Consider the following 21,968-nt stretch of genomic DNA (forward strand, 5'->3'; position numbering starts at 1 on the left):
ACGGACGTGTGGACGGGGGCTTCGCTGATGCCGCGCGGGATCAGACGCGCGGCGCGGCAGGTCTCCCGCCCCTGCACCGGTGCAGCACAATTGCCGTGACCGACCACCACGCCAGCCCGACGAAGCCGGACCCGACGGACCGCGGCGGGCCCCGTCGAACCAGGAACCGATGCGCGACGACGCGACCGACCCCGCAACACCCATCCCCCGGACCCCTCGTGGGGAGGTCCGGGAACGCCTCCTCGCCGCCGGCGCCGAGGTGTTCGCCGAGCAGGGCGTGCACGAAGCCCGGCTCGACGAGGTCGCCGCTCGCGCGGGGTTCAGCAAGGGCGCCGTCTACTCGAACTTCTCCTCGAAGGAGGACCTCGTCGCACAGGTCATGCAGCGTGCGACGAACGTGGTGCTCGGATCACTCCGGGAGCTCGTCCGCGCCGACGTCGCAGCGGTGGACATCGGCGACGTCGTCCGGACGGCGTTCGGGCGCCACGACCAGAGCGCCCAGTTCGCCCTGCTCTCCGAGTTCCGCGGGTACGCGACCCGGCACCCGGAGTTCCTGCCCGAGTTCGTCCGGCAGCGCCGGGTGCTGCAGGACGGCGTGCTCGAGCTGGTGCACCTCTGGTTTGGGGCGCACCCGGAGATCGACCCGGGGATGCCGCTCGAGGACTTCGCCACGGTGCTCATCGGCGCGAACGTCGGCATCGTGTTCGACGCGGCGGCGCTGCCCGGGGTGAACCCGGGCGAGGTCGTCGCGTCGCTCGTCGAGGCGGTCATCCGCCGGCGCTGACGCGCGGGGCGCTGCGCCGCGCCGCGCTGCCCGCGCTGCCCGCAGTGTGCGAGGTTCCGCGCTCCGTGGGACCCCGCTCGCCTCGCACCACGCGCGGAACCTCGCACCATGCGGACGACCCGGGCACGGCGTGCGCCGCGCAGCGTGCGCGCGCCCGCGCTGAGCGGCGTCGGCGCGCAGCGCCTAGCGCGCAACGCGCAGCGCGCAGCGCGCAGCGCGCAGCCATAGTGTGCGAGGTTCCGCGCTCCGTGGGACCCCGCACGGCTCGCACGACGCGCGGGACCTCGCACCATGCGGACGACCCGGGCACGGCGTGCGCCGCGCAGCGTGCGCGCGCCCGCGCTGAGCGGCGTCGGCGCGCAGCGCCTAGCGCGCAACGCGCAGCGCGCAGCGCGCAGCGCGCAGCGCGCAGCGCCATAGTGTGCGAGGTTCCGCGCTCCGTGGGACCCCGCACGGCTCGCACGACGCGCGGGACCTCGCACCATGCGGACGACTCGGGCCCGGCGTGCGCCGCGCAGCGTGCGCGCGCCCGCGCTGAGCGGCGTCGGCGCACAGCGCCACAGTGTGCGAGGTTCCGCGCTCCGTGGGACCCCACAACCCCCGCACCATGCGAGGAACCTCGCACAGTGCGTACGGCCGACGCGACGCGATGCGGCCCGGCCGGGCGCGGGCCCGGCCGGGCCGGGCGCGGCCGCGGGCACGGCCCGCCGCCCGACGCCGCAGCTACGCCGTTCGACGCGCGCGACGACCCTCGTGCGACCACGCCGACGACGGCAGCAGGCTCGGCGGCAGCAGTCGCGACCGGACCACCCGGACGCCGGAGACCGACGCGTCCAACGCGACCCGGGCCTCCCGGACCGCGACCAGGAGTGCCGCAGCGTCCACCGTCGCCGCACCCCCCGCCGCGAAGCGTTCCCGGTCGACCGCGTCGACCACGGCGTCGAGGTGCGGGAGCACGGCGGCCGGCAAGGACGGCCGGAGCCGACCGAGCACCGCGCGCGCCGTCCTGGCGGCGGCCGCCGCGTCGCCCGGTGGCGCGAGCCCCGGCGCATGGCCGTGGTCGGCGACGTCGTCGAGCACCTCACGCCAGGCGTGCACGGCCGGTGACCGTCCGGATCGCACCGCGCTGAGTCGAGCGCGTCGGCGTGCGGCCCGCACGACGGCGGGGGACGCGAGGAGCGCGAGGGCCAGCAGGACCCCGACCGCCAGGCCGAGCGGCCCGTTGCCGCCGCTGCTCGTCGGACCGGATGCGCTCGGCGCCGCGGAGGCAGAGGGCGTCGGGGTCGCGGACGACTCCGCGGGCGACGACTCGCCGGGTGCGGGCAGCGGCGTCTCCGGTGCAGCCGCGGACGGGGTCGAGGTCGCCTCGGTCGACGACTGCGCGGCCTGGTCGGAGTCCGGCGTGGGCTCGAACGCGACCCAGCCTGCACCCTTGATGTAGAGCTCCGGCCACGAGTGCAGCTGCCGGTTCGAGACCGCGTACTCGCCGTCCGCCTGGGTCGCCCCGGCCCGGTAGCCGACGGCGATGCGGGAGGGGATGCCGAGCGTGCGGGCCATCACGGCCATCGCCGACGAGAAGTGCACGCAGTAGCCCTCGCGGACCTGCAGGAACTTCGCGACGACGTCCATGCTGTCGCCGTCGTAGCCCTGCTCGACCGGGGCGGTCTCGGAGTACGTGAACAGGTCGCTGCGGAACCACTGCTCGAGCGCGCGGGCCTCCTGGTAGTCGCTGCCCGCGGTGCCCGCGACGCGCTGGGCGGTGCGGGCGATGCTCGTCGGCAGCTTGTCCGGCAGCGCGAGGTCGGTGCGCAGCTGGTTCGCCGAGGGCGTCGCGAACCCACGGCCGTCGGCACGGCCGAGCAGCCCGGACGCGGCGATGGCGTCGAGGTACTGCCCCGCCCAGGTCGAGGCGCCGTAGACCTCGTACGTGGACCCACGCGGTGTGGCCGGGCCGGTGGAGCGGACGGTGCTCGAGTCCCCCATCCACCGCCACTGGGAGAGGTCGAGGTTCGTCGATCGGGACTCGATCGACACGGCGCCCGACGGCACGGGCAGGTAGTTGCTCGACAGCCCGGTGATCCGGACCGTGACGTCGCCGCGGGCGGAGAGCCGTGGGTTGATGCCGACCGCCCACTGCTGTTGGTCGGCGGTCTCGGACTTGCTGGCGTCGGTCGTGGTCGGCACCCAGTCGCCGGTGCCGAACTCGTCGAGGTCGGCGAGCTTGAGGTACTCGGGCTGCCCGTCGGACGACCGGTACCGGAAGACCTCGAGCTCGTTCGGCTGCCGGAGGTCCTGACCGAGGTTGAGGAGCGTGCCGGGACGTCCGGGCTGCACCGGCGACTGGATCGCCCCGGTCACGCCGGAGAGCCAGCTGGCGTTGAGGGGCACGATCGCGGGCAGCCCCACGGCGACGACGAGGCCGATCGCCCCGACGACGGCAGCCGGTACCGCGCGTTGGACGGGCCGGACGGAGAGCCAGAGCAGCGCGAGGAACGCGATCGCCGTGGCGATGACCAGCCCGGGGGCCGCCGGGGCGCCGGTGACCACGCCCGGGACGATGAGGATGACGAGCGCCGGCACCGCAGCGAGGGCGGCGGTGGGCGCGACGGCGGCGAGGAAGAGCGCGACGCCGGCGACCCAGGCGATCGCGACCGTGACGATCAGTCGGATCGAGTCGGTCTGGGGCAACGGCGCGGGGTTCAACCGGATCGCTGCCAGCGTCTCGCCGAGGGCTCCGTCCTTGTCGAGCCAGCCGAGCGGCTGCACGTCGTTGACGACCGCGGCAGCGCAGGACAGCACGACGAGCGCGGCCACCAGGGCGACGAAGCGGACACCGGGCGCGCGGCGTCGGACGGCGAGCATCGTGCCGACCAGCACCGCGGCGATGAGCACGCCGGACACCCACCACGCGACACCCTGCACGAGCGGTCGCATGGCCAGTGCGGCGATGAGCACCGGGACGGGGGCGAGGGCCACGACCCAGGGGTTCGGGGAGTCCGGACGATCCGCCCGCGGGGCGCGACCGTCGGCGTCGGCGCGGGACGGTGCCGCCGGCGCCGAGGCGCGTGTCGTCGTGCCGCTCACCGGATGCTCCCGGGGGCGTGGGCACCGGCGACGGGCACGACGAGGGTGCGCCAGCCGCCGCGGTCGAGGATGCCGCGCACGACCGGGTCCGGCGGCACGATGGTCGCGAGGATCCCCCGGCTCGACCCGGTGGTCGACGAGACGAGTTCGGCGGCCTGCTCGGCGGTGCAGTGTCCGGTGACGACCGCCGTCATGCCGTGCACGTCGCGGCCGCGGACGTCCGGCAGGACCTCGGTGACCTCGCGGGCGTCGGAGCGGACCCGGACGTCGGCGAGTCCGACCAGCACGTCGGTGAGCCCGCCGGCGTCGCCCGCGTGCCGGGTGCTGCCGGACGGCCCGTCGCTCACGAGCAGGACCCGCGAGGTCCGCGCGGCGAGCGCGCGCGCGACGCTGGCGGCCACGACGACCGCGTGCTCGAAGGCTGCGTCACCGCCGAGGTCGGAGAGTTCGGCGAGGTCGTCGCGCCCGAGCCGCTGGTACGACTCGCGACGGACGTCGAGCGCGATCACCGCTTCCGGTGGTTGCGCCTGCGTGGTCTGGCGCACGTGCAGTTCTCCGCGTCGGGCGCTCTGAGCCCAGTGCACGCGGCGGATCGGGTCCCCCGGCCGGTACGGACGCAGTTCGCTGTCGTCCGCCGAACCGCCCTGGCCGACCCGGCCCTCGTCGGCGGAGACCGCGCCGGCGAGCGCCCCGGTGTCGAGCGCGGCGAGGGGTGTCGTTGCCGGGACGACCACGACCTCCTCCGCCGCGACCACCGGCCGGTCGATGCGGAGCAGACCGAACGGGTCTTCCACCCGGATCGTCACCGGACCGACGAGGGTCCGGCCGCGGTGCATCGCCAGGGCCTCGACGTCGAGCACGGCCGGCGGCACGTTCGGACCGACGGCAGCGTAGGTCTCGGCGGCGGACACGCTCACGAGGCCGTCGTCGAGCTGTTCCCGCACGAGCAGGGTGGACCGCGGACCGATCGGCAGGCTGGTGCTGCCGAGCGTGATGCGTTCCCGGTAGACCTCGCCCACCTGGACGATGGCGCGCGCCGTGCTCCGGCTCCCGCGGAGCGGAGCGGCCACGACGAACGCCATCACGACGCCCAGGACCACGAGGACGAGCAGCAGCAGCCCAGCTGACACCGCGACGCTCGTGGTGCCGACGAGCCCGCCGCCGACGAGCCCGATGCCGACGGCGATGACGGTCCAGCCGCGTGCGGTCGGCCGTGGGAACGGGGTCCGGCGCAGCAGCGCGAGCCCCCGGCGCCCGTACCGCGCGGCCGTGGACCGGACGGCACCGGCGCGCAGCGCGAACGACGACGGCGCCGAGGATCCGGACATCAGGAGCGGACGGGCGTGGCCGTGAAGGGCACGGCGGTGTCGGACACGATGCGCACCACGATCTCGCGGACCGTGTCGTCGCCGGTGCCACCGAGCCCGCGGGCGACCGGGACGAGGCGGTGGGCGAGGATCACCGGCGCGAGGGCGGCGACGTCGTCCGGGGTGACGAAGGGCCGGCCGAGCAGTGCGGCGTGGGCGCGTGCCGCCGATGCGAGGTGCAGCGTCGCACGCGGGCTCGCACCGAGGACGATGTCCGGGTGGGTCCGGGTGGCGCGGACGATCGCGACGATGTACGCCTCGACGTCCGGCGCGACGTGCACCGTGTGGACCGACTGGATGAGGGCACGGAGCGTCTCGACGTCGACGATCGGCCGCAGTTGCGCGAGCGGGTCGCCGCCACCGCGGTTCGTCAGCATCTGCCGTTCCGCGTCGGCGCTCGGGTACCCCATCGTCAGGCGCGCCATGAAGCGGTCGCGCTGTGCCTCGGGCAGCGGGTAGGTGCCCTCCATGTCGATCGGGTTCTGCGTCGCGACGATCATGAACGGGCTGTCGAGCTTGCGGGTGACACCGTCGACCGTGACCTGCGCCTCGGCCATCGCCTCGAGCAGGGCGGACTGGGTCTTCGGGCTGGTGCGGTTGATCTCGTCGCCGATGACGACGTTCGCGAACACCGGGCCGGGTGAGAACCGGAAGGTGCCGGACGACTGGTCGAAGATGTTCACCCCGGTGACGTCCGACGGGAGCATGTCGGACGTGAACTGGATGCGGTTCACGGACCCGCCGACCGAGGCGCCGAGGGCCTTGGCGAGCACGGTCTTGCCCACGCCAGGGACGTCCTCGACGAGCAGGTGCCCCTCGGCCAGCATGACCGTCAGTGCGGTGCGGATGGCCTCGGCCTTGCCGTCCACCACCGTCGAGACGGCGGCGATGATGTCCTCGCCGACGTCGCGGATGCGCTCGATCGGGAAGGCAGGGTCGGTCGGTTCCGGCACGCAGGCCTCCTCGTCTCGGGACAGGTGTCGTGCATGCTACAACGGCCCGGTGACAGCGACCGGAGGATGCGTCACCGTCTGGGTCGCGGGACACAGGAACGACGGACTGGAGGCGCGGACGACGCGGGCAGATCGGCGCACGCGGGTCGCGCCTCCAGTCCGGGAGTCGCGCTGCGTCTCAGACGCGCGCCGCCAGCGCCGCGTCGGCGGCACGCAGCACCTGCGCCGCCACGGCGACGCCCTCCTCGCGGCCGAGCTCGGTGTCCTCGTGCTCGATGTTGACCCACATGTCGGGGTCGACCTCGCGCAGGGCCTCGAGGAACGCCGACCAGTACGCCTCGTCGTGCCCCTTGCCGAGCGCGACGAAGTCCCACGCGGACGGCTTCGGCCACTCGTTCGCCCACTCGTCACCGCCGAGGTTCGTGCGCGGCTCCTCGGGCGACAAGCGCCGGAACGAGTTGTCGAGCACGCCGTTGATCGCGGCGTGCGGGTTGATCCGGACGTCCTTCGCGGCGGCGTGGAACACGAGCGGCCCGAGGTCGCGGACGACCGCCACGGGGTCCATCTGCTGCCAGAACAGGTGCGACGCGTCGAGTTCGACGCCGACGTTCGTCAACCCGCCGCGCTCCACGAGCTCGCGGATGGTCGCGGGGTTGAACACCACGTTCTGCGGGTGTAGCTCGAGCGCCACCTTGACACCGTGTTCGCGTGCGAGGGCGTCGATCTCCTGCCAGAACGGCACCGCGACGCTCCACTGGTACTCGATGACGTCGAGGGCGGCGGAGTTCCAGGCGTTCACGATCCAGTTCGGACGCGTGCCGCCCGGCTCCCCCGCGGGCAGGCCGGACATCGTGACGACACGGTCCTGGCCGAGGCGTGCGGCGAGCCGGATGCTGCGCCGCACGTCCTCTGCGTGCGCCGCTCCGATCGCCGGGTCGGGGTGCAGCGGGTTGCCGTTGCAGTTGAGTCCCGCGATCGACACCCCGGTGCCCTCGAACTGCGCGAGGAAGGCGTCCCGGGCCCCGTCGGACTCCAGGACCTCGTCGACGTTCGGCACGTGCACGGGAGGCAGGAACCCACCGGTGTTCAGTTCGATGCCGGTCAGGCCGTTGTCCGCGATCACGCGGAGCGCGTCGGGCAGCGGCCGGTCGTGCAGGATCGCGTTGTACAGGCCGAGCTTCATGCGTGCGCTCCTTCGGTGGTGCGGGCGGTCGAGCGGACGGCAGGGCGGACGTCCAGTGACGCGCCGCCGGCTGCGGCGGACCGGGCGACCGCGTCGAGGACCTCCATGTTGTGGACACCGTCGTCGAACGTGGCGTTCGCCGGCAGCGGGTCGGTGGTGTTCCCGACGACCTCGTCGAGGAAGGCACGCGCCTGGTACTCGAACATCTGGTTCTGGCCCCATCCGACCCCGGGGGCGTCCATCGCCATCCCACCGGCGACGTAGGGGTGGTCCGGGCCGAGCACGACCTGGCGGTACCCGCCGAGACGTGAGCCGTCGGACTGCAGTGCGAGACCGATCTCGGAGGCGCGCTCCTGGTCCCAGCGGGCGGCGCCGTGCTCGCAGAAGACCTCGACGACCAGACCGTTCGGGTGCGACGTGGCGACCCGGGACACCTCGAGCGAGCCGACCACCGAGCCGTCGCCGAAGCGGGCGTTGAACGTGGCGTAGTCGTCGTTCTCGACGTCCGCGAACTCGCCGGTCAGCGGCACGGCCTGCCCGCGCAGCGCGAAGCCAGCGGCGACCGGTCGCCTCGGGACGGCCGTCGTGAACATGCCGCCGTTGACGCTCTGCACCTCGCCTGCGAGGAACTCGGCGACGTACGCCAGGTGCGAGCCGACGTCGGCGAGCGCACCGGTTCCCGGAGCTCCCGCGAACCGCCACGAGAACGGCACGTCGGGCGACGACCCGTAGTCGGTCCAGTACCGGCCGGAGACGTGCAGGACCCGGCCGAGCGTACCGTCCTCGACGAGCTGCCGGATCGCGGCCAGACCCGGAGCGCGCCGGTACGTGAAGCCGACCCGTGCGACCAGACCGCGGGCGGCGGCCGCCGTCGCCGCCGTGGCCATCGCACGGGCGTCGTCGAGCGAGTCCGAGAGCGGCTTCTCGCAGAGCACGTGCTTGCCGGCGGCCAGGAGCCCCTCGACGATCTCGCGGTGCAGCGTGTTCGCGACGACGACGCTCACCACGTCGACGTCGTCCGCCGCGGCGATCGCCCGCCAGTCGGTGTCGTGGCGGGCGTACCCGAAGCGCGTCGCGGACTCGGCCGCGAGAGGCTCGTAGACGTCGCCGACCGACACGAGCCGCACCGGCGGCAGCGTCGATCCGAAGAGGGACGGCGCGTTCCGCCACGCGGCCATGTGGGCCTTGCCCGCCATTCCCGCGCCGATGACGGCGACGCCGATGCTGTCGCTCATGTGCTCTCCTTCGAGACAGTGGTCTTCCGGTTCTGGAACGTTCCAGAACGTGTCGCTAGACTGTAGCCCGACCACCCCATGTCCTGTCAAGGAGTCGCGTGCCCCGTCCGCCGACGATCATCGACGTCGCCGCCCGCGCCGGTGTCTCGAAGTCGCTCGTGTCCATGGTGATGCGCGACGACCCCGGCGTGTCGGACGCCCGACGATCCGCCGTCCTCGCCGCCGCCGCCGAGCTCGGGTACCGACCGAACCGCGCCGCCGCGATCCTCGCCGGCACCCGGACCCGCACGATCGGCGTCGTCGTCGACGACTTCCGGAACCCCTGGTACGTCCCGATGCTCGACGGCGTGCGCGAGGCCCTCGCCCCGCACGGCCTCCGGCTCACGTTGGCGGACACCCGGGCCAACGCCCACCTCGACTCGTCGCCGTTCGACGACCTCGTGTCGCTCCGCGTCGACGGCGTGCTCCTCGCCGCCGAGGGCTTCCCCGACCTCGTCGTCCCCGCCGACACACCCGTCGTCATCGCGGGCGAACGGACCGAGGTCCCCGGCGGGCTCGACGTCGTCGCCTCGGACGAGGCCGCCGGCGGCCGGATGGCAGCGGAGCACCTCATCGGACTGGGTCACCGGGCCATCGTCCACGTCACCGGCTCGGGAGGCCCGGCAGCCGTCCGCCGCGCCGCTACCGTCGCGCGGATGGTCGAGTCCGGCATCACGCCGGTCGTCGTCGGCGACGGCCCGACCTCGGAGCAGACCGGCTACCACGCCACGCAGCACGCCCTGCGCGACCACCCGGACCTCACCGCGGTGTTCGCCGCGAACGACGTGATGGCGATGGGAGCGATCGCCGCCGTGCGCGAGACCGGGCTCCGGGTCCCCGAGGACGTCTCCGTCATCGGCAACGACGAGACCCCGCTCGCCGCCTCGCCCCTGCTCCGCCTGACCACGGTGGACCCGCACAACGACGAGGTCGGGCGGCTCGCGGCGGCGCGGCTCGTCGAGCGCATCGGGGCGCCGCACCGCCCAGCGCCGACCCGGACCCTCGTGCCGCCGTCGCTCGTCGTCCGCTCGACCACTGCTCCGCCCCGGGCCTGACCCGGGTCTGCCCCTAGTCTGGTCGCGTGGGTGCTCCTCGCGCGGTCTGCTTCGACCTCGACGGGACGCTGTTCGACCACCGGGGCGCCGCGCGCGCCGGGGCGACGCGGTTCCTCGAGGACCTCGGGCTGGCCGCGACGGAGTCGACGCTGGCGGCCTGGTCCGCCGCCGAAGCCGAGCAGTTCGAACGCTGGCGGTCCGGGCAGATCAGCTTCCAGGAACAGCGACGTGCGCGCCTCCGTGCCGTCCTGGGACCGCTCGGCACCCGGCTCCCCCGGGACGATGACGGCCTGGACCGGTTGTTCGCGGGCTACCTGCGCTCCTACCGGGCGTCGTGGCGAGCGTTCCCCGGCAGCGTGTCGCTGCTCCGCGGACTCCGGGCGGACGGGTACCGACTCGGTCTCCTCACGAACGGGATCGAGGAGCAGCAGCTCGACAAGCTCGACCGGACCGGGCTGGACGGCGCGTTCGACGTCGTGTGCACCTCGGAGCGCATCGGGTTCCAGAAGCCGGACGAGCGAGCCTTCCGGACCCTGGCGGAGGAGCTCGACGTGGACACCGCCGACTGTCTCTTCGTCGGTGACGACCTCGTGCACGACATCGCCGGTGCCCGGGCCGTCGGCATGCGTGCCGTGCTGGTCGACGAGTCCCCACCGGGTGCGCAAGGTGCGTCGGACCTGCGGACCGTCGTCCTGGCCGCGCTGGACGCCTGAACGACGACCGCTCCTCCACGTCCACGAGGCGGCAGCTCGGATGGCGCCGCAGCGCCGGTCAGCGCGGCAGGGCGAGGGTGTTGAGGGACCAGAGCGCGACCCCGTGCAGCCCGAGGTCCTCGGCGAGCGCGACACGGGCGCGGTAGGAACGCGCGTCGGACCAGTGCAGCTGGCGGCCGTCGTCGAGGGCGGCCGACCACTCGCCGGTCGTCGCCGACCACCGCGCGGCACCACCCGCTGCCTTCCGAGCCGCCGCCGGGGACACCTGCGCGTCGCCCGACCCACCCCAGACGTACCCGTAGCCCGCGATGCCGAGGTCGATCCGGTCGGCCGGCAGTCCCTCGTGCTCGGCCGTGGTGATCACCCGCTTCGTCCAGGGCAGCGATCCGATCGACCCGGGGCCGGACCAGGGCCCGTGCTGGTCGTAGGTCATCAGGACGAACCGGTCGACGTGGTCGGCGAGCGCAGCGAGGTCGTAGCCGGTGTCGCGGTACCCGGCCGCGTCGGTCAAGGCCATCACCGCCATCGAGACCTGGGCGTCGGCGCCGAGGCGGTCGTGCACGGCGCCCTGCACCGCCGCGGCGAACGCGACGAGTCCGGCACGATCACGTTCCCGGAGCGACTCGAGGTCGATCTGCACCCCGGCCAGGTGCTGCTCGGCGGCGAGGTCGGCCAGGTGTGCTGCGGCGCGCGAGCGGTTGTCCGCGTCCGACAACAGCGCGGTGCCGATCTCCGGTGAGAAGTCGCCGATCGACTCGGAGTAGTTGCTGACGAGCAGTTCGGGTGACGCTCCCCCGTCGGACGTCCGACGTGCGAGCGATCCGACGCCTGCAGGCATGTCGTGCACCCCGGCGCCGTCGTCCGCGACCGTGACGCCGTCGATGCCGATCGTCGCCGATCGACCGGCGGCGTCGGACACCCGGGCCGCTGCACCGTCCCCGGGTTCGACGTACGCCTCGACCGCGAGCCCGCCGTGATCGTCCGCGCCCGGCGTCGCGGCGCAGCCGGAGGTGGCCAGCGCGACCACGAGCACACTGCCGACCACGAGCCTTGTCCGCCGCACCATGCGCTCACCGTAGCGCGCGGGGCGGAGGTGAGCCGCGCCTCCCGGCAGAGCCGTCAGACGGTCGCGCCCTCGAGCCGGTCGACCGCGGCGGCGAGCTCCTCGAGCTCGGGGACCTCCCGCGCCTCGGCGAGCGCTGCGTCGAGTGCTGCGGCGTGGATCGGCGTGGCCGTGTCGAGCAGCCGCTGTCCGGCGTGGGTCAGTTCGGTGTAGAGCCCGCGACGGTCGTCCGCGCACAGGACGCGCGTGAGGAGCGCGCGCTCCTCCAGCCGGTTGACGAGCCGGGTGGTCGCGCTGGGGCTGAGGGCCGCGGCACGGGCGGCAAGCTCGCCTCGAGGTCCATCGACGGCACACTCCTCGTCGTCCTCGTCGCACTCACGGTGGTGCTCGCGGTGTTCGCCCTCGTCGCGACCTCGCCCGTGCTCACGGTCATCGCCCTCGTGCTCATGGGTGCGTTCGGCTTCGCCACCGTGCCGGCGCTGCAGACCCGGGTGATGCAGTACGCGGACCACGCACCGACCCTGGCGAGCGGAGCGAACATCGCCGCGTTCAACCTCGGCAACGCGCTCGGGGCCTGGATCGGCGGCCTCACGATCGCGGCCGGACTCGGGTACACGTCGCCGATCTGGGCGGGTGCGGGGATCACGCTCGCGGCGGCGGTGCTGACGGTGATCGCGGCGGGGGCGGCTCGTCGGGGGCGCACGCGGGTCACGGCGACGACCGGGAGCGTCGGCGTACCAGCGGCTTCGTGAGCAGAAATCGTCGGGTGCCGGAGGCGCACCCGACGATTTCTGCTCACGATGTGCACGGACGGTGCCCCGGAACGACGAAACCCCGGTCCGCGTGGACCGGGGTTTCGTTCGTGTGCGGAGACGGAGGGATTTGAACCCTCGGTCCCCTCAAAGGGGACTCCACCTTAGCAGGGTGGTGCACTCGGCCGGACTATGCGACGTCTCCAAGCGCTCTCACGAGCGCTGCCACCACCATACAGGAGGACGAGCCCACTCTCGAACTCGGCCCGTCCCGCCACGATTGCGGCGGTCCCCCGAAGTGGGGACACGCGGGGGTTGTCCGACCGTACCCCGGTCAATAGCATCGTCGGGACGCGGCGATCACGTTCCGGGGCATCGTCCCCCCAGTCGCGACACAGCACCGACGTCGCTCCCTGCAGCCGAGCCCGGCGCGCCCGATCGTGCGGCGCTCGGCCGGGGAGCGGCCCAGGGGGCGCGGCCCACCACCGCGCCCCCGCTCTCGGTGCCGGCCTGCGCGCACTGGTCCGGCCGACCCGAGACTCGGCTCGGCCGACACGAGACTCGGCTCGCCCGGCCCCAGACTCGGCTCGGCCGACAGTTCTCGGGCATCCGAGCGCGAGAAGTGTCGTCCAGCCCGAGACTCGGGACCGGAGCGGGCACCGGGTCAGGAACCGAACGCCGTCGAGCAGGTCTGCTGGGCGGCGGACTGGCCCTGCAGCCCGTCGATCGTCTCGGCAGGAGTCGACGCCGCCGGGGCGGAGGAGGAAGGGGCCGACGACGCCGGGGCAGACGCCGCCGGGGCAGACGAGGAAGGGGCCGACGACGCCGGGGCCGCAGGAGCCCCCGCCGACGCGGCAGCACCAGCGGCACCGGCACCGGCACCTGCACCGGCACCGCCACCGGACGCAGCCGAGGGATCGGCGGACGCGTCGGACTGCCCCGCCGACGCCGCTCCCTCCGACCCGATGCCCGTGCTGTCCGCCCCGAGCGCGAACGACTGGTCTGCCGCGATCTTGGCGAACAACTGCGACGCGAGCTCGGTGGTGGGCTGCACCTTGCCGGCGTAGACGCCCGAGCCACCCGTGGTGCCCGGGTACTGCACGAAGTTGACGTGCTCGAGCGGGAGGTCCTGCAGCGCCCGCCCCATCTCCACCATCGTGCCGACGTCGTTCAGGCTCTGGGACAACTGCATGTTGGAGGCCGCCGCCCGGGCCAGCTTGTAGAGGGTGGCCGGCGAGGTGAGGGTGTCGTTCGACTGCACCGTGCGGAGCAGCGAGGACAGGAAGACCTGCTGGCTCGAGATGCGCCCGAGGTCGGACCCGTCGCCGACACCGTGCCGGGAGCGGAGGAACGCGAGCGCCTCGTCACCCTGCAACGTCGAGGTTCCCTGCGGCAGGTCGAGACCCGTGTACCGGTCGTGGATCGGCTGGGCGACGCACACGGGCACGCCGCCGATGGCGTTCGACATCTCGATGACGCCCCTGAAGGACACCGCCGCGGAGTACTGGACGTCGAGCCCGGTGAGCCCCTGCACGGTCTGGACGACGCAGTTGAGCCCGCCCTCACCCCACGCGCTGTTGATCGGCTGGGCTGCCATCGCGGGCGTCGTGCCGGAACCGTCCGGCTTCTCGCACCCGGGGATCGGCGTGACGAGGTCCCGCGGGATGCTCACGGCCGTCGCGTTGGTGTGGTCCGCGGACACGTGCAGCAGGATGTTGACGTCGTTCAGCGTCGCGTCGCGTTCGCCGTAGGCGGTTCCCTGATCGGGGTCGTTGTCCGTGCCGACGACGAGCATGTTGAACCCGCCCTCGTACGAGCTGAGCGCGGGGGCGCCGCCGGCGGCCTTCGGCGCGGACTGCCCCTGGATCCGGACACCGTCACCGAGGTCGTCCGTGACCTGCTTCGCAGCGATCGCCGCGACCGATGCCGAACCGACGAGCGCGACCGCGGCGACGCCCGACAGCAGCTTCACGACGGCGACGGCGGGGTGCCGGTGGCGGAGACGTCCGTGCCGTGCGATCCCGGTCGCGCGGTTCAGGCGGTGGGATCGATCGCGGACGTCGTTCACAGGCACTCCTGGCGTTGGCGGACAGGGAGCGGGGACGCCTCGGACGACCCACGCGGAAGGCGCCCACCCTGTCGGGCGCCGGAGGGACAACCGGACAACCCTGCCACGACTCCGCCTGGCGATTCAGTGCGAAGCGGGTCCGGATCCGCCGTGAGCAGTCAGGCCGCGACCCCGAACCGGTCGGGCAGTGCGATGAGGGCGTCGGCGAGTTCGACGAGTGCCCGGGCGCACTCGGCGAGGTCGTCACGCTCGGCGGCGAGCGTGGCACGCTCGACGATCCGGAAGCGTTCACGCCGTGCCACCACGGCGTCGATGCCGTTCGCGAGCGCGACGTCGTCCGCGAAGAACATGTCGAGCAGGATGCGCTGCGACGCGAGCCAGTCGCCGCTCACCGAGGCAGCGCTGCGGCGGAGGAACCAGGCTCCGAGCTCGGCGAACGCGCCCCCTTCGGTCGCACACTCACGCAGCCAGGCGACGTCGAACCGGTCGCAGCGGACGGTGGCCCCGGCCTGCGGGTCGAGGATCATCGCCCGTGCGATCCGGATCCGCTCGGTCAGGTGGTCCACCGACCAGCTCGCGATGACGACGCCGACGTAGCGCTGCACGGACACGAGCTGCAGGTTCTCGAGCGTGACGAGCGCTTCACGCACCGGCGTCCGCGAGACGCCCATGTCGTCCGCGATCGCCTCGAGCTGGATCCGCTGGCCGCGCCGGTAGACCCCGCGCAGCACGAGGTCGAGCAGCTGGGTGAGGACGGCGTCGCGCAGCAGGTTGCGGCGGATCCCCTGCAGGCCGGTCCGCCGTCCAGTGGGGTCGTTCCGAACGCGTTCCATGAACGAAGGATCACGCACGGCCGCGGTCACCGGACGTCGAAGGGGCCGATCCGTGGACCGTGCGGCCGAGCACCGCGCTGTGGAGGAGTGTCATGCGAGGACGATGACAGGCACCGTCCCCGCACGCTAAACACTCTGTATACGGAGTACTACTTCGACCGCTCCGTCAGGACGGAGAGCGGCTGTGTGACGTCCTCGAGCCCCTTCCGAGCGGCATCGACACCGAAGACCAACGCCACGACCCCGCCGCCGATCATCACCGCCGAGCCGAGCAGGTACCCCCAGAACAGCGGCTCACGCGACGACCCGTCCCCGATGAACGCGCCGTAGATGAGCGGAGCGACGGCACCGACGATCTGCGCGAGGGCGAAGAAGTACGAGATCGCCTGCGACCGGAGCTCGAGCGGGAAGATCTCGCTGACCGTCAGGTAGGCGCTGGACGCCCCGGCCGACGCGAAGAAGAACGAGACGCACCAGAACACGACCTGCACGGTGGCGCTGATCGCGTCGGCTCGGAACAGGAACGCCGACGTGGCCAGCACGAGCCCGGACACCAGGTACGTCAGGAAGATCATCTGCCGACGGCCCCACGTGTCGAAGAACCGACCGAGGATGATCGGACCGAGCAGGTTGCCGATCGCGAACGGGAAGAAGTAGACCGAGGTCTGCGCGGTCTTCAACCCGAAGAAGTTCGTCAGCACGAGCGCGTACGTGAAGAAGATCGCGTTGTACAGGAACGCCTGGGTGATCATCATCGTCGCCCCGACGAGCGTGCGGGTCGGGTACTGCTTCAGCAGGACCCGCGCGATGGTCAGCAGACCGACGCGGTCCATCGGTGTCACGGTCATCGCCTTCGACTGGTCGACGTCGGGCAGCCGCTGACCGGTGGACTTCTCGACGGACTCCTCGATCTGCGTGACCGTCGCCTCCGCCTCCTCCTCGCGCCCGTGGGTCATCAGCCACCGCGGACTCTCCGGGATGTGCCGTCGCAGGAAGATGATCGCGATGCCGAGCACCGGGCCGAGGAAGAACCCGATGCGCCACCCGATGTTCTCGGAGAAGTGCGCGGTGTCGAGCAGGTAGATGTTCGCGAAGGCGCCGAGTGCGGCACCGCCCCAGTACGTGCCGTTGATGGCGATGTCGACGTGCCCGCGGTACTTCGACGGGATGAGTTCGTCGATCGCCGAGTTGATGGCGGCGTACTCGCCGCCGATGCCGAGCCCGGCGACGAAGCGGAAGGCGGCGAGGAACCAGAAGTCCTGCGCGAGGCCCGCGATGCCGGAGCCGATCAGGTAGATCGCCAGCGTCAGGATGAAGAGCTTGCGTCGCCCCAGACGGTCGGACATGCGCCCGAAGACGAGCGCCCCGACCACCTGCCCGATCAGGTAGATCGTCCCGAGTGACGTGACCTGCTGCGTCGACAGGTTCAGGTCGGCCTGGAAGCCCGCGTTCGACACGATCTGGATCTCGAGTCCGTCGAGGATCCACGAGACGCCGAGTCCCACCACGACGCTCCAGTGGAACCGCGTCCACGGAAGCCTGTCCATCCTGGCGGGGACCAGGCTCTTGATCGCCCCGTTCGTCGTCGCGCTGCTCACGAAAGGGGAACGTACGCCGAGATCGTCCCGGTCGTTCGCAATCGGAACGAACGGACGATCGATCCGGCTCGGAGCCGGATCCCCCTATCGAATCCGGCTCCGACGCCGGAACAACAATCATTGCAATTGCTATGAAAACTCACAAGCGGCTGCGAGCAGCCGCGACCCACAGGCGGACTGGAGGCGCGGGTCGGCGCCGCCCCGCGCCTCCAGTCCGACAAGGCGTAACGTCGAAGAGGTGACCCGACCCACCATCAGAACGGTCGGCGAGCTCCGCGCCTCTGGGCACGTCCAGAAGTCGGTCCGCGCCGAGATCCGCGACAACCTCCTCCACGCCCTCCGCGAGGGCACCGACCCGTGGCCCGGCCTGCACGGCTTCGCGACCACCGTCGTCCCGCAACTCGAACGCGCCCTCATCGCCGGCCACGACGTCGTCCTGCTCGGCGAGCGCGGCCAGGGGAAGACCCGCCTCCTGCGCACCCTGCAGGGCCTGCTCGACGAGTGGACACCGGTGATCGCCGGCTCCGAACTCGGCGAGCACCCCTTCGACCCGATCACCACCGCGAGCCGGCGCCGCGCCGAGGACCTCGGCGACGCGATGCCGATCGAGTGGCGACACCGCGACGACCGGTACGTCGAGAAGCTCGCGACGCCGGACACGTCCGTGGCCGACCTCATCGGCGACGTCGACCCGATGAAGGTGGCGGAGGGACGCAGCCTCGGCGACCCGGAGACCATCCACTTCGGACTCGTCCCCCGCGGCCACCGCGGCATCGTGGCGATCAACGAGCTGCCCGACCTGGCCGAACGCATCCAGGTCGCGATGCTCAACGTCATGGAGGAGCGCGACGTCCAGATCCGCGGCTACGTCCTGCGCCTGCCGCTGGACGTCCTCGTCGTGGCGAGCGCGAACCCGGAGGACTACACGAACCGCGGACGGATCATCACCCCGCTCAAGGACCGCTTCGGCGCCGAGATCCGCACGCACTACCCGATCGAGCTCGAGGACGAGATCGCGGTCATCCGGCAGGAGGCGACGCTCGCCGCCGACGTGCCGGACGCGCTCATCGAGATCCTCGCCCGGTTCACCCGCGCCCTCCGGTCCTCGAGCGCGGTCGACCAGCGGAGCGGTGTCAGTGCCCGCTTCGCGATCGCCGGCGCCGAGACCGTGTCCGCCGCCGCCGTGCACCGAGCTGCCCGGCAGGGCGAGGAGCACGCCGTCGCCCGGCCGATCGACCTCGAGACGGCGGTCGACGTCCTCGGCGGCAAAATCGAGTTCGAGAACGGCGAGGAGGACCGCGCCGACGAGGTGCTCGAGCACCTCCTCCGCACCGCCACCGCCGAGACGGTGCGCGCCCGGTTCCGCGGGCTGGACTTCGCGGTCCTCGTCGAGGCGCTCGACGGCGGCACGATGGTGACCACGGGCGAGCAGGTCAGTGCCCGGGCCTTCCTCGAGGGGCTGCCGAGCATCGGGGAGTCCGACCTGTACGACCAGGTGTGCGAGCGCCTCGGCGCGACCGACGACGGCGAGCGTGCCGGCGCGATCGAACTCGCACTCGAGGGGCTCTTCCTGGCCCGACGCATCAGCAAGGAGTCCGGCGGGGGCGAAGCCGTCTATGGCTAGACAGAACCGGCGGCTCTCCCGCGACGCCCGGTACGGCAGGTACGAGGACGGCCCGGATCCGCTCGCACCGCCGGTCGACCTGGCCGAGGCGCTCGACGCCATCGGCGAGGACGTGATGGGTGGCACGTCCCCCGAGCGAGCCATCCGCGAGTACCTGCGCCGCGGAGGTCGGGACCAGCGTGGCCTCGACGACCTCGCCCGCCGTGTCGCCGAGCGCCGGCGCGAACTGACCAGCCGGAACAACCTGGACGGCACCCTCCAGCAGGTCCGGGAACTGCTCGACCAGGCAGTGCTCGCCGAGTGTGGGCAGCTGGCACGCGACACCGACCTCGACGACGGCGACCGCGCCCTCGCCGAACTGCAGCTCGACAGCCTCTCCCCCTCACCGGCGACCGCCGTGCAGGAGCTGAACGGCTACGACTGGAAGAGCCCCGCGGCGCGGCAGAAGTACGAGGAGATCAAGGACCTGCTCGGCCGCGAGATGCTCGACCAACGATTCGCCGGCATGAAGCAGGCACTCGAGAACGCGTCCGACGACGACCGTGCCGCGGTCAGCGAGATGATGCGGGACCTCAACCAGCTCCTCGAGGACCACCGTGCCGGCACGGACACCCCGGAGCAGTTCGACGCGTTCATGGCCCGGCACGGGGAGTACTTCCCGTCGAACCCGCAGGACGTCGAGGAACTGCTCGACGACCTCGCCGCCAGGGCCGCAGCCGCCCAGCGGATGCGGAACTCGATGACGCAGGAGCAGCGCGACGAGCTCGACGCCCTCGCCCAGCAGGCGTTCGGCTCCCCCGATCTGATGGGACAGCTCGGCCAGCTCGACCAGAACCTCCGGTCGCTCCGCCCCGGCGAGGACTGGGGCGGTTCGGAACGGATGGACGGCGAGCAGGGACTCGGCCTCGGCGACGGCACCGGGGTGTTCCAGGACATCGCCGACCTCGACGCCCTCGCCGACCAGCTCGCGCAGGTCGGGCCCGGTTCGGACATCGCCGACCTCGACCTCGACGCCCTCGCCCGGCAGCTGGGGAGCGAGGCGGCGGTGGACGCCACGACCCTGCAGCAGCTCGAGAAGGCCCTCCGGAACTCGGGGGCGATGCGCCGCGGCGCCGACGGGCAACTCCGGCTGACCCCGAAGGCGATGCGCCAGCTCGGCAAGAGCCTGCTCAAGGACGTCGCACAGCGGATGTCCGGCCGGCAGGGCGCTCGTGACCTCCGCCGGTCCGGTGCGGCCGGGGAGCCGTCGGGCTCGACCCGGCAGTGGCAGTACGGCGACACCGAGCCGTGGGACGTGACGCGGTCGATCACGAACGCGCTCACCCGGACGGCGGCGTCCGGCCGGATCGGCCCGGGCGTCCGACTCGAGATCGACGACGTCGAGGTGCAGGAGACCGAGGCACGGACCCAGGCCTGCGTGGCCCTGCTCGTCGACACGTCGTTCTCGATGGCCATGGAGGACCGCTGGGTCCCGATGAAGCGCACCGCGCTGGCGCTGCACACCCTCGTGTCGACGCGGTTCCGGGGCGACGACCTGCAGCTCATCGCCTTCGGCCGCGAAGCCGAGGTGATGGACATCGAACAGCTGGTCGGGCTGGACGCGATGTGGGACAAGGGCACCAACCTGCACCACGCCCTGCTGCTCGCGAACCGCCACTTCCGGAAGCACCCGAACGCCCAACCCGTCCTGCTCATCGTCACCGACGGCGAACCGACCTCGCACCTCGAACCGAACGGCCAGGTCTGGTTCGGCTACCCGCCGGACCCGATCACGATCGCGTTGTCCGTCCGGGAGCTCGAGAACGCCGGACGGCTCGGCGCCCAGACGACGTTCTTCCGGCTCGGCGACGACCCGGGCCTGGCGCGGTTCATCGACGCGATGGCCAAGCGGGTCGACGGCACCGTGGTGGCCCCGGAGAACGACGACCTCGGGGTCGCCGTCGTCGGGTCGTACCTCGGTTCGCGGCGCGGCACCGGGCTCTTCCGGGACGAGTGGACCGGCTGAAGCGGCCGATCCGCGTCTTCCGACCGAGTACTTCCGCAGCAGGGGGTGCCGTCGTATGCTGACCACGACGCAGCCCTGGACCCCGGCCGCACGACCGCTTCACGCACCGACCGATGACGTCGGTGCGTCCGACCCGGTCGGTCGAGTGCTCCTGATCCGTCCTCGACCGACCGACCCTTCCCGTGGTGTCACGGTGGGCAACGGCGCTCACCGGACCCTGAGACCACGGGGCCGTGTCCCGGCAGGCGGAACACGGCACGGATCGGCGGGCCCCGGACCCGACGGAGCCCGCCGATCCGACTCCGGCGCGACGTCCGAGCAGTGCGTCTAGAAGAGCGGCCAGGGCACGGCGGGGCCGTGTCCAGGAGGCGGCGGGAACACCCCGACGGCCCGCAACGCCGCGCATCGCGCACCGAGCGTGTCCACCTCGGCGACGGTCAGGTGTTCGTCGAGTGCCGCACCGAGGTCGCCACGCAGGGCCTCGGTCACCCGGTCGATGCCCTCGAGCTCGTCGGCGTCGAGCGGTTCGCCGATCCACCCCCAGAGCACCGTGCGGAGCTTGTGCTCGACGTGGAAGGCGAGCCCGTGGTCGACGCCGTACCGGTGGCCGTCCGGCATCGCGAGCACGTGCCCGCCCTTGCGGTCGGCGTTGTTCACGATCACGTCGAACACCGCCATGCGGCGGAGCGCCGCCGTGTCCTCGTGCACGAGCGTGACCGGGCGGTCCTGCTCGTCGATCGCCTCGAGCACCGGGATCCACGGCGCGTCGTCGGCGTCGGCGTCCTCGGTGGGCACCAGGTCGACCGCGTCCTGCTCGGGGTCGACCTCCTGCCAGCGCTGGATCATCCCGCGGCCGAACGGCCCGTCACCCATCCACGTCGGCGGGACGACGTGCCAGCCCAGCACCTCGGACACCAGGTGCGCAGCGACCTCCCGGTCGGCGAGGGTGCCGTCCGGGAAGTCCCAGAGCGGCCGCTCCCCCTCGATCGGCTTGTAGACGACCGCCTCGCCGTCGAGGTCGGCCAGGAAGGTGGCGTTGGAGGCTTCTCGGATGCGCGCCCGGATGGACAGTGGTCCGTCGCTCATGCGGCGCCGGGCGGTCGGCCGGCAGCGACGACCTCGCGCGTGCGTTCCACGAACGCCCGGGCGGTGCCGACCGGGATCTTCACCTGGAACAGCTCCGCGGGCTCGGGGATCTCGACGACGGCCTCGATCTCCTCGCCGTCCTCGCCGGTCTCCGCGACGATCTCGATCTCGTCGTCGATCGGGTACGCCTCGATGACGACCTGCGCGGTGGCCGGGTCGAAGCCGAGGCTCAGGGCACCCGCGCGGAACTCCGGTTCGACCGGCTGGTCCAGCGGGCCGCCGTCGCGGAGTTCCGTCGGGGCGGAGGGCGGGACGCTGAAGCGGTTGTCCTCCACCGTGGCGACCTCGTCGAGGAGCTCGTCGATCTTGTCCGCGAGGACCGCCGACTGCTCCTTCTCGAGCGCGACGCTCGTCACGCGGCGGCCGTCGCGGGCCTGGAGGTAGAACGACCGCTCGCCCGGGCGGCCGACGGTCCCGACGACGAGACGGTCCGGCCAGTCGAAGCCGTGCACGATGGTGGGCATAC

At 72.5% G+C, this 21,968-nt stretch carries 16 protein-coding genes, 1 tRNA gene and 2 pseudogenes; 6 read left to right on the forward strand and 13 right to left on the reverse strand.

The window, feature by feature from the left end; all coding sequences use genetic code 11:
• The first annotated feature begins 169 nt into the window (after positions 1-169).
• On the forward strand, positions 170-784 hold the full coding sequence (locus ACRQ4B_RS16260) for a TetR/AcrR family transcriptional regulator (protein ID WP_439692431.1): 615 nt from the start codon (positions 170-172) through the stop codon (positions 782-784).
• A 723-nt stretch (positions 785-1,507) separates the two neighbouring features.
• On the opposite strand, the gene ACRQ4B_RS16265 is transcribed toward ACRQ4B_RS16260, so the two are convergent.
• From ACRQ4B_RS16265 to ACRQ4B_RS16285, 5 genes are all read right to left on the reverse strand, one after another.
• Positions 1,508-3,868, reverse strand: a complete 2,361-nt coding sequence (locus ACRQ4B_RS16265; protein ID WP_439692432.1) for a transglutaminaseTgpA domain-containing protein — start codon at positions 3,866-3,868, stop codon at positions 1,508-1,510.
• A complete protein-coding gene (locus ACRQ4B_RS16270) occupies positions 3,865-5,196 on the reverse strand; it encodes a DUF58 domain-containing protein (RefSeq protein WP_439692433.1) in 1,332 nt (443 codons plus the stop codon). Before ACRQ4B_RS16270 ends, ACRQ4B_RS16265 begins: the two co-directional genes overlap by 4 nt.
• Positions 5,196-6,188, reverse strand: a complete 993-nt coding sequence (locus tag ACRQ4B_RS16275) for an AAA family ATPase (RefSeq protein WP_439692434.1) — start codon at positions 6,186-6,188, stop codon at positions 5,196-5,198. The genes ACRQ4B_RS16270 and ACRQ4B_RS16275 overlap by 1 nt, the downstream gene beginning before the upstream one ends.
• Positions 6,189-6,366: 178 nt before the next feature.
• Entirely contained in the window at positions 6,367-7,371 is a 1,005-nt protein-coding gene (locus ACRQ4B_RS16280) for a sugar phosphate isomerase/epimerase family protein (protein ID WP_439692435.1), read from the reverse strand.
• A complete protein-coding gene (locus ACRQ4B_RS16285; protein WP_439692436.1) occupies positions 7,368-8,606 on the reverse strand; it encodes a Gfo/Idh/MocA family protein in 1,239 nt (412 codons plus the stop codon). Before ACRQ4B_RS16285 ends, ACRQ4B_RS16280 begins: the two co-directional genes overlap by 4 nt.
• Positions 8,607-8,704: 98 nt before the next feature.
• Between ACRQ4B_RS16285 and ACRQ4B_RS16290 the strand changes: the two genes are divergently transcribed.
• On the forward strand, positions 8,705-9,700 hold the full coding sequence (locus tag ACRQ4B_RS16290; RefSeq protein WP_439692437.1) for a LacI family DNA-binding transcriptional regulator: 996 nt from the start codon (positions 8,705-8,707) through the stop codon (positions 9,698-9,700).
• Between the two features lie 26 nt (positions 9,701-9,726).
• Positions 9,727-10,413: an HAD family hydrolase gene (locus ACRQ4B_RS16295; protein ID WP_439692438.1), complete on the forward strand. Its 687-nt coding sequence runs from the start codon at positions 9,727-9,729 to the stop codon at positions 10,411-10,413.
• A gap of 58 nt (positions 10,414-10,471) precedes the next feature.
• Here ACRQ4B_RS16295 and ACRQ4B_RS16300 read toward each other — a convergent pair whose 3' ends face one another.
• On the reverse strand, positions 10,472-11,479 hold the full coding sequence (locus ACRQ4B_RS16300; protein WP_439692439.1) for a glycosyl hydrolase family 18 protein: 1,008 nt from the start codon (positions 11,477-11,479) through the stop codon (positions 10,472-10,474).
• 53 nt (positions 11,480-11,532) lie between these two features.
• Positions 11,533-11,811, reverse strand: a pseudogene (locus ACRQ4B_RS16305) (MarR family transcriptional regulator); the annotation flags it as partial.
• On the opposite strand from ACRQ4B_RS16305, the pseudogene ACRQ4B_RS16310 reads away from it, so the two are divergent.
• Positions 11,782-12,228: pseudogene (locus ACRQ4B_RS16310) on the forward strand (MFS transporter); the annotation flags it as partial. The pseudogenes ACRQ4B_RS16305 and ACRQ4B_RS16310 sit on opposite strands and share 30 nt — an antisense overlap.
• Positions 12,229-12,343: 115 nt before the next feature.
• Here ACRQ4B_RS16310 and ACRQ4B_RS16315 read toward each other — a convergent pair.
• From ACRQ4B_RS16315 to ACRQ4B_RS16330, 4 genes are all read right to left on the reverse strand, one after another.
• Positions 12,344-12,433: transfer RNA gene (locus ACRQ4B_RS16315), tRNA-Ser, on the reverse strand.
• Positions 12,434-12,892: 459 nt separating this feature from the next.
• Positions 12,893-14,296, reverse strand: coding sequence for an LCP family protein (locus tag ACRQ4B_RS16320; RefSeq protein ID WP_439692440.1), 1,404 nt, complete (start codon positions 14,294-14,296; stop codon positions 12,893-12,895).
• Between the two features lie 158 nt (positions 14,297-14,454).
• Complete coding sequence (locus tag ACRQ4B_RS16325; RefSeq protein ID WP_439692441.1) at positions 14,455-15,129, reverse strand: GntR family transcriptional regulator; 675 nt, start codon at positions 15,127-15,129, stop codon at positions 14,455-14,457.
• A 149-nt stretch (positions 15,130-15,278) separates the two neighbouring features.
• Complete coding sequence (locus tag ACRQ4B_RS16330) at positions 15,279-16,727, reverse strand: MFS transporter (protein ID WP_439692442.1); 1,449 nt, start codon at positions 16,725-16,727, stop codon at positions 15,279-15,281.
• A 238-nt stretch (positions 16,728-16,965) separates the two neighbouring features.
• Between ACRQ4B_RS16330 and ACRQ4B_RS16335 the strand changes: the two genes are divergently transcribed.
• Positions 16,966-18,351, forward strand: a complete 1,386-nt coding sequence (locus ACRQ4B_RS16335) for a magnesium chelatase (RefSeq protein ID WP_439692443.1) — start codon at positions 16,966-16,968, stop codon at positions 18,349-18,351.
• Positions 18,344-20,356, forward strand: coding sequence for a vWA domain-containing protein (locus ACRQ4B_RS16340; protein ID WP_439692444.1), 2,013 nt, complete (start codon positions 18,344-18,346; stop codon positions 20,354-20,356). The genes ACRQ4B_RS16335 and ACRQ4B_RS16340 overlap by 8 nt, the downstream gene beginning before the upstream one ends.
• A gap of 327 nt (positions 20,357-20,683) precedes the next feature.
• Here ACRQ4B_RS16340 and ACRQ4B_RS16345 read toward each other — a convergent pair whose 3' ends face one another.
• The gene (locus ACRQ4B_RS16345; RefSeq protein WP_439692445.1) at positions 20,684-21,442 is read right to left on the reverse strand and encodes an SCO1664 family protein; all 759 of its coding nucleotides are present in this window, start codon (positions 21,440-21,442) and stop codon (positions 20,684-20,686) included.
• Positions 21,439-21,966, reverse strand: a complete 528-nt coding sequence (locus ACRQ4B_RS16350) for a DUF3090 domain-containing protein (RefSeq protein ID WP_439692446.1) — start codon at positions 21,964-21,966, stop codon at positions 21,439-21,441. The genes ACRQ4B_RS16345 and ACRQ4B_RS16350 overlap by 4 nt, the downstream gene beginning before the upstream one ends.
• Between the last annotated feature and the right edge of the window lie 2 nt (positions 21,967-21,968).

The organism is Curtobacterium sp. SP.BCo, assembly GCF_051903265.1.
Taxonomy (GTDB): domain Bacteria; phylum Actinomycetota; class Actinomycetes; order Actinomycetales; family Microbacteriaceae; genus Curtobacterium.